Origin of the sequence: Streptomyces sp. NPDC058326 (genome assembly GCF_042879855.1) — a bacterium.
GTDB lineage: Bacteria > Actinomycetota > Actinomycetes > Streptomycetales > Streptomycetaceae > Streptomyces.
Genome location: NZ_JBHVZO010000010.1, coordinates 61,097 through 73,011 on the forward strand (window position 1 = coordinate 61,097; position 11,915 = coordinate 73,011).

The window sequence follows — 11,915 nt, forward strand, 5'->3', positions numbered from 1 at the left end:
CCCGCGCGGTCCAGAGGACGATGAGCGGACATGGCGCGATCTGTTCCGTCATGGGGAAAATCGATTGCCGCCCGGCGGGGAAAAAGCGAACCTTGCACGGTTTCCCCCGCCGCCGGACTCCAGCAGCCGCACATCCCGGCGCGCGTTCCCCCAGACGAGACCCGGAGATCCTGGGACGCCATGCAGATTCGAGATCTACCCCACGCCGACCCAGGGGTCCCCGACGTCCGCTCGGGCACCCGGTTCCTCGTCTGGCTCGGCCGACAACAGCTCGGCGGGCAGGTGAGGTCCATGCTCTGGGGACTCCTCCACCACCTGGGCATCGCCGGCCTTCCGTTCGGCGTCGGCATCGCCGTGCAGGCGGTCGTGGACCGCGACGGCGGGCGGCTCGCGTTCGCCGGGGCGCTGCTCCTGGTCTTCGGAGCCGCGATCACCGTGGGTGACGTGATGCTGCACCGCACCGCCGTCACCAACTGGATCACGGCCTCGGCCCGGGTCCAGCAGCTCCTCTCCCGCAAGACCGCCGAGCTGGGCTCCCTCCTGACCCGGCGGGTCGCCGCGGGCGAGGTCGTCGCCGTCTCCACCGGCGACGTCGAGAAGATCGGCTGGTTCGTCGAGGCCCTGTCGCGGTTCGCCGCCGGCGCCTTCGTCCTGGTCCTCATCTGCGCCGGCCTCATCGTCTACGAACCCTCCCTCGGCGTCGTGGTGGCCGTCGGCGTCCCCCTCCTCGCGCTGTCCGTGCTGCCGCTCCTCCCCCGCGCGACGCGCCGGGCGGACATCCAGCGCGAGAAGGCGGGCAAGGCCACCGAACTGGCCTCCGACACCGTCGCCGGGCTCCGGGTGCTGCGCGGCATCGGCGGCGAGGAGCTGTTCCTCGGCCGCTACCGCGCCGCCTCCCAGGAGGTCCGCAAGGCGGCCGTGCGCAGCGCCCGCATGTGGGCGCTGATCTCCGCGACGCAGGTCGTACTGCCCGGCATCCTGCTCATCGTCGTGGTGGCGTACGGGGCGCGGCTCGCGCTCGACGGACGGATCACGGTCGGCGCGCTGGTCACCGTGTACAGCGCTGTCGCCCTCACGTACCACCCGCTGCGGAACTTCGAGGAGATCGCCATGGCCTTCTCCTTCTCCCGTCCGTCCGCGAAACGGGCCACGCGGGTGCTCACCCTGACCCGTACGGTCACCACCGCCGCGGGCGAAGGGGAGCACAAGGCGACCGGGGACCTGTACGACCCGCTGACCGGACTGCGCGCACCGGCCGGCCTCTTCACCGCGGTCGTCTGCGGCGACCCGGATGTCGCCGGGCGGCTCGCGGACCGGCTCGGCGGCCACCCGGCCGAGCCGGGCGAGGACCACACCTCGGTCCTGCTCGGCGGGGTGCCGCTCGACGAACTGCCGCTGGGGGACGCCCGTACGGCCGTCCTCGTCCAGGACAAGGACCCGGTCCTGCTCTCGGGCACGCTCCAGGAGCTGCTCGACGTGCCCCGCTCCGGCGAGGTGCTCCCCGGGCAGGCCCTGGCCGCCGCCCGGTGCGAGGACGTCCTCGACGCGCTGGCGCAGGCCTCCGTGGACACCGGCGGCGACCCGATGCGCACCCGGATCACCGAGCGGGGCCGGTCGCTCTCCGGTGGCCAGCGGCAGCGGCTGGCACTCGCCCGGTCGCTCGTGACCGACCCGGAGGTGCTCGTCCTCGACGAGCCCACCTCGGCGGTCGACGCCCACACCGAGGCCCGGGTCGCGGCCGGCGTGAGCGAGCTGCGCGCGGGCAGGACCACCGTGGTCCTCGCCTCCTCACCGCTGCTCCTGGACCGCGCCGACCGGGTCGTCCTGGTCCACGAGGGCCAGGCGGTCGCCGTCGGCACCCATCGCGAGCTGCTCGCCCGCGAGCCCCGCTACCGGGCGGTCGTCACCCGTGAGACCGACGAGGAACTCAGCCCGGCGGCCCCCCGCCTCGGCGACATCGAAACGGACGAGCTCGAAGCACTGGAAGGGGAGACGGCATGATCGGCCTGGCGCCTCCGGAGTACGACCCGGCGGCCCCGACGACGGCGACCACGCTGCCCGTCGCCGGCACCGCGACCGTCCGCGCCTACGCGGGTGCGCTGCTGCGCCGCCACCGGCGAGCGTTCGCGCTGCTCATCGGGGTGAACGCGGTCGCCGTGGTCGCCTCGATGGCCGGCCCGTACCTGCTGGGTTCGGTGGTGGACACACTGGCCTCGGGAGCGCGCGAGCTCCCGCTGGAGCGTACGGTCGCGCTGTTCGCGGCCGCCCTGCTCGTGCAGACCTTCTTCGTGCGGCTCGTCCGGCTGCGCGGGGCGATGCTCGGCGAGGAGATGCTGGCCGACCTGCGGGAGGACTTCCTCGTCCGCGCGGTCGGCCTGCCGCCCGGCGTGCTCGAACGGGCCGGTACGGGCGATCTGCTCTCCCGGATCACCACGGACGTCGACCGGCTCGCCAACGCGATGCGCGAGGCAGTGCCCCAGCTGGCCATCGGCGTCGTGTGGGCGGGGCTGCTGCTCGGCGGGCTCGCGGTGACGGCGCCGCCGCTCGCGCTCGCCGCGCTGCTCGCGGCGCCGCTGCTGATCGTCGGCGGCCGCTGGTACTTCAAGCGGGCGCCCTCGGCGTACCGCTCGGAGTCCGCAGGGTACGCGGCGGTGGCCGGCGCCCTCGCCGAGACGGTCGACGCGGGCCGTACGGTCGAGGCGCACCGCCTCGGCGAGCGCCGGATCGCCCTGTCGGACCGGCGCATCTCCGAGTGGGTCGCGTGGGAGAGGTACACGCTCTTCCTGCGCTCCGTGCTCTTCCCCGTCGTCAACCTCACCCATGTGACGGTGCTCTGTTCCGTGCTCCTGCTCGGCGGGGTGTTCGTGCTGCGGGGCTGGATCGACGTGGGCCAGCTGACGACGGGCGCGCTGCTCGCGCAGATGCTGGTGGACCCGATCGGGATCGTGCTCCGCTGGTACGACGAGCTCCAGGTCGCCCAGGTGTCGCTGGCCCGGCTTGTCGGCGTCCGGGAGATCGAGCCGGAGGCGGGTGACGCGGAGGTGCGGCCGGAGGGCCGGGCCGTCCGCGCGGACGAGGTGCGGTTCGGTTACCGCGAGGGCGTCGACGTGCTGCACGAGGTCTCCCTCAGGGTGACGCCCGGCACCCGGATCGCCCTGGTGGGTCCGTCCGGCGCGGGCAAGTCCACCCTCGGCCGGCTGCTCGCGGGCGTCTACGCCCCGCGGACCGGCTCGGTCACCCTCGGTGCCGCCGAACTGGCGCGGATGCCCGCCGAGCGGGTCCGTGAGCACGTCGCCCTGGTGAACCAGGAGCACCACGTGTTCGTGGGCACGCTCCGTGACAACCTGCTCCTGGCCAGGGCGGGCGCGTCGGACACCGAGCTGTGGGCAGCGCTGACGGCGGTGGACGCGGAGGTCTGGGCCCGGGGCCTCGGCGAGGGCCTGGACACCGAGGTCGGCTCGGGCGGGACCTCGCTGTCCCCCGCACAGGCCCAGCAGATCGCCCTCGCCCGCCTGGTCCTCGCGGACCCGCACACGCTGGTCCTGGACGAGGCGACCTCGCTGCTCGACCCGCGGGCGGCCCGGCACCTGGAGCGCTCCCTCGGCCGTGTCCTGGACGGCCGCACGGTGGTGGCCATCGCGCACCGGCTGCACACCGCGCACGACGCCGATCTGATCGCGGTGGTCGAGTCCGGGCGGATCAGCGAGCTCGGCAGCCACAGCGAACTGGTCGCGGCGGACGGCGCGTACGCGGCGCTCTGGCGGTCCTGGCACGGCTGACACACGGCGGAAGGGGCCGCACCGGATGTGTCCGGTGCGGCCCCTTCCGCGTACCCGCCGCCGCTGCGAGCCCGGCGTGATCCAAAAGACGGGCCCTAGATGAAGCCGAGCGCCGAGGCTCCGCCGGCGCCGCCCAGGAGCATGAAGGCGGGCATCAGGACCTTGAGCTCGACCCAGCTGCCGGCCCGGAAGCGCATGGCCTTCGGCGGGCCGATCGGGTACCAGCGCTTCCGGCCGACCGGGATGGGCCACAGGATCGGGCAGCCGGAGACCGTCAGCGCATCGCCGATGTCGTGGACGAGGGCACCGAGGACGATCGGAAGGCCGAGCCACAGGTACTCCTGGCCGGGCCCGGTGAAGAACCAGTCCGATCCGTTGCCGGGCTTGTCGAGGACGCCCGCCAGGATCCAGGCGCTGGTGGCGCCGAGCAGCCACACCAGGACGTCGCTGGACATCCGGGCGGCCCGCCACAGCAGGCCTTCCACGGCGAGCACCACATGGACGAAGAGGATGGCGAGCACCGCCCAGCGGCCGCCGGTGATCGCCGCGACGGAGGCGCCGCCGCCGATCAGGACCGCCCAGAGCCAGGTGTGGGTGAGGGTCCGGTGACCGCCGGACCTGCGGGGGTCGGCGGAGGAGCGGGTCGCCTTGTAGACGGCGTACGACAGCTTGTCGACGATCTCGCACAGGCCCTTGGAGACGGGTCCGAAGGCGCGGGAGATGGTCGCGGACTTGTGGTCGAGGTCGGGGGCGAGGGCGGCGCCCGCGCAGATGAGGGCGCCGACGACGAGAACCGGCCAGGGCATCGGGCGGTCGAAGGCCGCCGCGGCCGCGCCGACCCCCAGCCAGGCCGCTGCTCCGGACAGCGAATGCGCCGGTCCCATCATGGTTGGTCCGCCCCGTTTCTCCCCTGCCGGCGCTCAGTTGACGACCGGTCGACGGACGAGCCTATCCTCCGTGATCTTCGCTCCTGATGACCGGTTCCCTCATCCGAGCGGAATCCAGGCAAGATGGGGGTGTGACCCTTATCGATCAGCTGCCGCCGACCGCCGACCCCGATGCCCTCTTCGAGGCCTTCTCCTCCTGGGCCGAGGACCGGGGCATCACGCTCTACCCGGCCCAGGAAGAGGCGCTGATCGAGGTCGTCTCCGGGGCCAACGTGATCTTGTCCACACCCACCGGATCGGGAAAGTCGCTCGTCGCGGCCGGGGCGCACTTCACGGCGCTCGCCAATGACCAGGTGACCTTCTACACCGCGCCGATCAAGGCCCTGGTGTCGGAGAAGTTCTTCGAGCTGTGCAAGCTCTTCGGCACCGAGAACGTCGGCATGCTGACCGGTGACGCCTCCGTGAACGCGGACGCCCCGGTGATCTGCTGCACGGCGGAGGTCCTCGCGTCGATCGCGCTGCGGGACGGGAAGTACGCGGACATCGGCCAGGTCGTGATGGACGAGTTCCACTTCTACGCCGAGCAGGACCGCGGCTGGGCCTGGCAGATCCCGCTGCTCGAACTGCCCCAGGCACAGTTCGTGCTCATGTCGGCGACGCTCGGCGACATGTCGATGTTCGAGAAGGACCTGACCCGGCGCACGGGCCGGCCGACCTCGGTGGTCCGCTCGGCGACCCGGCCGGTGCCGCTCTCGTACGAGTACCGGCTGACGCCCATCACGGACACGCTGACCGAGCTCCTGGAGACCAGGCAGGCGCCCGTCTACATCGTGCACTTCACCCAGGCGCAGGCCGTGGAGCGCGCGCAGTCGCTGATGAGCATCAACATGTGCACGCGCGAGGAGAAGGACAAGATCGCCGAGCTGATCGGCAACTTCCGCTTCACCACCAAGTTCGGCCAGAACCTCTCGCGTTACGTCCGCCACGGCATCGGCGTGCACCACGCCGGCATGCTGCCCAAGTACCGCCGTCTCGTGGAGAAGCTGGCCCAGGCGGGCCTCCTCAAGGTGATCTGCGGGACGGACACGCTCGGCGTCGGCGTGAACGTGCCGATCCGTACGGTGCTCTTCACGGCCCTGACGAAGTACGACGGCAACCGGGTCCGCACCCTGCGCGCGCGTGAGTTCCACCAGATCGCGGGCCGGGCCGGACGGGCCGGCTTCGACACGGCCGGCCTCGTCGTCGCCCAGGCCCCCGAGCACGTCATCGAGAACGAGAAGGCGCTCGCGAAGGCCGGCGACGATCCGAAGAAGCGCCGCAAGGTGGTCCGCAAGAAGGCACCGGAGGGCTTCGTCGCCTGGAGCGACACCACCTTCGAGAAGCTGATCGCCGCCGATCCGGAGCCGCTGACCTCCCGCTTCAAGGTCACCAACATCATGCTGCTCTCGGTGATCGCCCGCCCGGGCAACGCCTTCGAGGCGATGCGCACGCTCCTCGAGGACAACCACGAGCCGCGCAAGGCCCAGCTGCGGCACATCCGCCGGGCCATCGCGATCTACCGCTCGCTCCTCGACGGCGGGGTCGTGGAGCAGCTGCCCGAGCCGGACGCCGAGGGCCGCACGATCCGGCTCACGGTCGACCTCCAGCAGGACTTCGCGCTCAACCAGCCGCTGTCGACGTTCGCGCTCGCCGCCTTCGACCTGCTGGACCCGGAGTCCCCCTCGTACGCCCTGGACATGGTCTCCGTCGTCGAGTCGACGCTCGACGACCCGCGCCAGATCCTCGCCGCCATGCAGAACAAGGCGCGCGGCGAGGCCGTCGGGCAGATGAAGGCCGACGGCGTCGAGTACGAGGAGCGGATGGAGCGGCTCCAGGACATCTCGTACCCGAAGCCGCTGGAGGAGCTGCTCTGGCACGCGTACAACGTCTACCGGAAGTCGCACCCGTGGGTCGGCGACCACCCCGTGTCACCGAAGTCGGTCATCCGTGACATGTACGAACGGGCGCTGACCTTCACCGAGTTCACCTCCTGGTACGAGCTGGCGCGGACCGAGGGCATCGTCCTGCGGTACCTGGCGAGCGCGTACAAGGCGCTCGACCACACCATCCCGGACGACCTGAAGACCGAGGACCTGGAGGACCTGATCGCCTGGCTGGGCGAGATGGTGCGCCAGGTCGACTCCTCGCTGCTCGACGAGTGGGAGCAGCTGGCCAATCCCGAGGTCCAGACGGCCGAGGAGGCGCAGGAGAAGGCCGACCAGGTCAAGCCGGTCACGGCCAACGCCCGCGCCTTCCGGGTCCTGGTGCGCAACGCGATGTTCCGGCGGGTGGAACTGGCCGCCCTCGACAACGTGGCCGCGCTCGGCGAGCTCGACGCCGAGTCCGGCTGGGACGCGGACGCGTGGGGCGACGCGATGGACGCGTACTGGGACGAGTACGACGACCTCGGCACGGGCCCGGACGCACGCGGCCCGAAGCTGCTCTCCATCGAGGAGGACGCGGCGCACGGCCTGTGGCGCGTCCGGCAGACCTTCGCCGACCCGAACGGCGACCATGACTGGGGCATCAGCGCGGAGGTGGATCTCGCGGCCTCCGACGAGGAGGGCCGCGCGATCGTCCGTGTCACGTCCGTCGGACAGCTGTAAAGGAGTGCACAGGTGACAAGTCCCGCCGAGAGGCTCGTCGATCTGCTCGACCTGGAGCGGATCGAGGTCGACATCTTCCGCGGGCTCAGCCCGCAGGAGTCGCTGCAACGGGTCTTCGGCGGGCAGGTCGCCGGGCAGGCCCTGGTCGCGGCCGGCCGCACCACCGAGGGCGACCGGCCGGTGCACTCGCTGCACGCCTACTTCCTGCGGCCGGGGCGGCCGGGCGTACCGATCGTGTACCAGGTGGAGCGGGTGCGGGACGGGCGCTCGTTCACGACCCGCCGGGTGACGGCCGTCCAGCAGGGGCGGACGATCTTCAACCTGACCGCCTCCTTCCACAAGCCGGAGGAGGCGGGCTTCGAGCACCAGTTGCCGCCGAGGCATCTGACCGACCCGGAGACCCTGCCCAACCTGGCGGACGAGATCCGCGAACACCTGGGCGCCCTGCCGGAGGCGCTTGAGCGGATGGCCCGCCGCCAGCCCTTCGACATCCGGTACGTGGACCGGCTGCGCTGGACCAAGGAGGAGGTCACCGACGCGGACCCGCGCAGCGCGGTGTGGATGCGGGCCGTCGGTCCGCTGGGCGACGACCCGCTGGTCCACACCTGCGCCCTGACGTACGCCTCGGACATGACGCTCCTGGACGCGGTCCGTATCCCCATCGAACCGCTCTGGGGCCCGCGGGGCTTCGACATGGCGTCGCTCGACCACGCCATGTGGTTCCACCGGCCGTTCCGCGCGGACGAGTGGTTCCTGTACGACCAGGAGTCCCCCATCGCCACGGGCGGCCGTGGACTGGCCCGGGGCAGGATCTACGACCGCGAGGGGCGGCTCCTGGTGTCGGTGGTCCAGGAGGGCCTTTTCCGCAAGCTGTAGACCCCGCCCCCCGTCACTCGTACTCGGTGCCGCCCTTGCGGGTCAGATAGGCCGGGCTGACCGCCTTGGCGATGGCCCGGCCGCCGACGACCGGGCTGTACCGCTCGGTCGCCGTCCGGATGACGACGCCCTCCCGCAGATGCGTCTCCCGGCCGGACACGGTCTCCCGGCCGCTCGCGTGCGCGAGGACGGTGTCCAGGTCGTACGGTCCCGAGTACAGCCGCGGTACGAGCGGGACGTCACCGGCCTCCACGACCTCCGCCGGGTCCAGCCAGTGGACCTGCCCGTCGATGTCGGCCGACACGTCGAACAGCGCGAACCCGACCGTGCCGCCCCGGCCGTCGGCGCCGTACGCGAGGTCCTGCACCCCGGCGCCGTACACCTCGCCGAAGAGGCCGACGCGCCGGGCGCCGAGCCGCTTCGCGAGCCGCTCGGCGACGGCGGGCAGCCCGTGGCCGTGGACGGCGCGCCAGTACAGGTTGCGCGGGTCCTCCTTGAGGGCGAGGCCCTTGGCCCCGTACCCCTTGGAGGAGACCTGGACCCGCCCCTCCTCCGCGTGCAGCGTCAGCAGACAGGCCGTGCCGTGGAGCTTCTCCGTCAGGACGACGGGCTCACCGGGCTCGAAGACGTCCGGGTAGCGGTGGAGGTTCTCGATGTCGACCCAGGGCAGCAGGTCGGGCGCGGACTCGACGTCGCCGTCCATGGTCGTGGGGACCGGCGGCGCCCACTTGGTGATCCCCAGGGTCTCCGCGAAGTCCGTCCGCTCGGCGGCCGCCCGGGTCAGGTCGGTGTCGGCGAGCGCCGCCGGCCTGCACACGATGCCCTGGGACAGCTCCCCGCGCAGCCGGACCGCCTTGACCCGGTCCGACTGCTTCCCGGCGAGCCGACCGGTCAGTCCGAGCTCGTCGACGAGGGCGGCGGGCAGGACCGCCTGCTCCGGGATGTAGAGGGCGGCGTCGCCGGTCCGGTAGGCGCCCTTGGCGACGACGGCCCGGTAGAGGCCGACCTGGGCCAGTTCCAGGGCGTCGGCGTCGGGGTGGGGATGGACGGTCAGGACTTCGGCGGTGACGCGCAGGGTCGACATGGTCAGGACTCCGGTCGCTCGGGTTTCGGTCTCATCCCGCCCACCCTGCCGGTGCGGAAATGTGCTGGCCCACCGTTTTTGACGGCTGCTAACGTCGATCTCTTCGTGCGGCGCACCGCGTCGGCGGAGTCCCGTCAGGACACACACCATGCCCTCTCCCCCGCTCACCGCCGCGCTCCGCCAAATCGACGCCGTCTTCGGCGGCATGACGGCACCCTCCGAGGGATGCCTCCACTGCTACGGCGCCGGGGAGCTGGCGCTGCTCGCGGTGGAGCGTGCCCGGCTCGGCGACGACCTGGTGCGGATACTGATGCACGAGGTCCCCTCCCATTTCACGGATCATCCGGCGGTGGTACGGCGGCTGTTGCCCGAGTTCTTCTCCTTCGTCGCGCACGGGCGGTTCTCCGGGATGGCGTACCTGCCCACCGGACTGGGCCGAACGGCCTGGCGGGAGTGGCCCGCCGAGCAGGCGGCGGCGATCGAGGGCTTCCTCGGCGTGTGGTGGCGGGAGACCCTGGCCGACCCCGGGCCGGTGTACGGGGTACAGGCCGTCTGGGAGCTGTGCGCCGACATCCACGGCTCGGTGACCCCGCTGCTCGACGCCTGGGACTCGGCGCCCCGGGGCGGTTCCGAGGACCGGCACCTGGCCGGGCGCGCGGAGCACTGGCTCGACGATCTCCTCCAGGACGACGTGTCCCTCGTGGTGCCCTGGGGCTCCGAGCCGCTCGCCGAGCTCCAGGAGTGGCTCGTCACCCGGGCCGTGCGCCGGCTCGACGGGCAGGTCGATCCGCTGCTCCTGGCGAAGATCGGCCTGCTATCCCTCGGACCGGAGGAGCGGTGGGTGGCGTACGCGGAGCTGGTCGCCTCAGCCGACTGAGGCGTCCGTGCCACGTACGCGGAGCCGGTCGCCTCAGCCGGCCGGCGCGTCCAGGCCCGGCAGGGTGTCCTGTTCGACCTCGTGGCGGCGGGTGCGGATGTCCGGCGCGGGCGGGTGCAGTTTGGCGTCGCAGGTCGGCCCGAGCCCGGTCCTGCGGGAGTCCGCGCCGGTCAGGGGCCGGCCGCAGAGGCGGCAGCGGACCGGGCGCGGCCCTTCCTCCTGCACGGCGCCGATCGCGATTGCCAGCGGTTCGTCTCCCATGTTGTGATCAAACCCTATTTCCACGAGGAGCACTCCATGAGCCTGTACGACATTCCGCTGAAGACCCTGACCGGTGATCCGGTCTCCCTCGCCGACTACCGGGACCGCGCGGTCCTCGTGGTGAACGTCGCCTCCAAGTGCGGCCTGACCCCGCAGTACGCCGGCCTGGAGCGGCTGCAGAAGGAGTACGGCGAGCGTGGCTTCACCGTGCTCGGCGTCCCCTGCAACCAGTTCGGGGGCCAGGAGCCTGGCAGCGCCGAGGAGATCCAGACCTTCTGTTCGGCGACGTACGGGGTGTCCTTCCCGCTCCTGGAGAAGACGGACGTCAACGGCGAAGGCCGCCACCCGCTCTACGCGGAGCTGGTGAAGGTCGCCGACGCCGAGGGCGAGGCCGGTGACGTGCAGTGGAACTTCGAGAAGTTCCTGATCGGCCGCGACGGCCGGGTCACCCGCTTCCGTCCGCGTACCGAGCCGGACGCCCCCGAGGTCGTCGCGGCGATCGAGGTGCAGCTTGTCTGACGCGGGGACCGGCACGAGCGTCGTCGAGCGGCTGCGGGCCGCGGGCTGCGTCTTCGCCGAGGAGGAGGCCGAGATGCTGCTCGCGGCGGCGGCCGGCCCGGGCGATCTCGACCTGATGGTCGAGCGGCGGGCCGCGGGCCTGCCGCTGGAACACATCGTGGGCTGGGCCGAGTTCGCCGGCCTGCGGATCGAGGTGGACGGCGGGGTGTTCGTACCCCGGCGGCGTACGGAGTTCCTGGTCGGCCACGCGGTGGAGCTCGCGCGGCCCGGTGCGGTCTGCGTCGACCTGTGCTGCGGCTCCGGCGCGGCGGGCGCCGTGCTGCTCGACCGGGTCGGGGGCGCGGAGGTGCACGCCGCGGACATCGAGCCGGCGGCGGTGCGCTGCGCCCGGCGGAACGTCGAGCCGCGCGGCGGCCGGGTGTACGAGGGCGACCTGTTCGCTCCGCTGCCGTCCGAACTGCGGGGCCGGGTCGAGATCCTGGTCGCGAACGTGCCGTACGTTCCGACCGAGGAGATCGGGCTGCTGCCGCCGGAGGCCCGGGACCACGAGCCGCACGTCACGCTCGACGGTGGCGCGGACGGTCTGGACGTGCTGCGCCGGGTGGCCGCCGAGGCGCCGGAGTGGCTGGCGCCGGGCGGGCACCTCCTCATGGAGACGAGCGAGCGGCAGGCCGAACTGGCCGTGGCGGCCGTCAGCAAGGTCTCGGACGGCCTGCTCGTCCCCGAGGTGATCACCTCCGACGAGTGGTGGGCGACGGTCGTGGTCGCGACCCGGCGCTAGGGCCTGTCTGACAATTCGCGCCGGATCAGGCCGGGTCGTTCGGTGCGTGCGATCGGCGTGCGGCCGGGACGCCCTCGTAGCGGAGCTACTTGGGCGTTTCGGCCGTGCGGCGAGCGCGCGTGCCGGGCGGGCCGGACCCGGCGGGAATTGTCAGACAGGCCCTAGGCGCACCCGGGGCGGCCTTGTGCGCGCGGTGTGTCGATCAG

At 72.3% G+C, this 11,915-nt stretch carries 10 protein-coding genes; 7 read left to right on the top strand and 3 right to left on the bottom strand.

Going from position 1 to position 11,915, the window contains the following annotated elements; genetic code table 11:
• Positions 1-180: 180 nt before the first annotated feature.
• A complete protein-coding gene (locus ACFVYX_RS19670; protein ID WP_389682655.1) occupies positions 181-2,001 on the top strand; it encodes an ABC transporter transmembrane domain-containing protein in 1,821 nt (606 codons plus the stop codon).
• Complete coding sequence (locus ACFVYX_RS19675) at positions 1,998-3,779, top strand: ABC transporter ATP-binding protein (RefSeq protein ID WP_389682656.1); 1,782 nt, start codon at positions 1,998-2,000, stop codon at positions 3,777-3,779. The genes ACFVYX_RS19670 and ACFVYX_RS19675 overlap by 4 nt, the downstream gene beginning before the upstream one ends.
• A 95-nt stretch (positions 3,780-3,874) precedes the next feature.
• Here ACFVYX_RS19675 and ACFVYX_RS19680 read toward each other — a convergent pair whose 3' ends face one another.
• Positions 3,875-4,666 (bottom strand): metal-dependent hydrolase, encoded by a 792-nt coding sequence (locus ACFVYX_RS19680; protein ID WP_389682657.1) that lies wholly within the window; start codon positions 4,664-4,666, stop codon positions 3,875-3,877.
• Positions 4,667-4,797: 131 nt separating this feature from the next.
• Between ACFVYX_RS19680 and ACFVYX_RS19685 the strand changes: the two genes are divergently transcribed.
• Both ACFVYX_RS19685 and ACFVYX_RS19690 read left to right on the top strand, forming a co-directional pair.
• The gene (locus ACFVYX_RS19685; RefSeq protein ID WP_389682658.1) at positions 4,798-7,311 is read left to right on the top strand and encodes a DEAD/DEAH box helicase; all 2,514 of its coding nucleotides are present in this window, start codon (positions 4,798-4,800) and stop codon (positions 7,309-7,311) included.
• A 12-nt stretch (positions 7,312-7,323) separates the two neighbouring features.
• The gene (locus ACFVYX_RS19690; protein ID WP_389682659.1) at positions 7,324-8,187 is read left to right on the top strand and encodes an acyl-CoA thioesterase; all 864 of its coding nucleotides are present in this window, start codon (positions 7,324-7,326) and stop codon (positions 8,185-8,187) included.
• Between the two features lie 13 nt (positions 8,188-8,200).
• On the opposite strand, the gene ACFVYX_RS19695 is transcribed toward ACFVYX_RS19690, so the two are convergent.
• The gene (locus tag ACFVYX_RS19695) at positions 8,201-9,271 is read right to left on the bottom strand and encodes an RNA ligase (ATP) (protein WP_389682660.1); all 1,071 of its coding nucleotides are present in this window, start codon (positions 9,269-9,271) and stop codon (positions 8,201-8,203) included.
• A 148-nt stretch (positions 9,272-9,419) separates the two neighbouring features.
• On the opposite strand from ACFVYX_RS19695, the gene ACFVYX_RS19700 reads away from it, so the two are divergent.
• Positions 9,420-10,148 carry a hypothetical protein gene (locus ACFVYX_RS19700; protein ID WP_389682661.1) on the top strand — a complete coding sequence of 243 codons (729 nt, stop codon included), beginning with the start codon at positions 9,420-9,422 and terminating at the stop codon, positions 10,146-10,148.
• Between the two features lie 33 nt (positions 10,149-10,181).
• On the opposite strand, the gene ACFVYX_RS19705 is transcribed toward ACFVYX_RS19700, so the two are convergent.
• Complete coding sequence (locus ACFVYX_RS19705) at positions 10,182-10,409, bottom strand: DUF6011 domain-containing protein (RefSeq protein ID WP_389682662.1); 228 nt, start codon at positions 10,407-10,409, stop codon at positions 10,182-10,184.
• Between the two features lie 36 nt (positions 10,410-10,445).
• Between ACFVYX_RS19705 and ACFVYX_RS19710 the strand changes: the two genes are divergently transcribed.
• Positions 10,446-10,928 carry a glutathione peroxidase gene (locus ACFVYX_RS19710; RefSeq protein ID WP_389682663.1) on the top strand — a complete coding sequence of 161 codons (483 nt, stop codon included), beginning with the start codon at positions 10,446-10,448 and terminating at the stop codon, positions 10,926-10,928.
• Positions 10,929-11,001: 73 nt separating this feature from the next.
• The gene (locus ACFVYX_RS19715) at positions 11,002-11,709 is read left to right on the top strand and encodes a putative protein N(5)-glutamine methyltransferase (protein ID WP_389682855.1); all 708 of its coding nucleotides are present in this window, start codon (positions 11,002-11,004) and stop codon (positions 11,707-11,709) included.
• Positions 11,710-11,915: the final 206 nt, after the last annotated feature.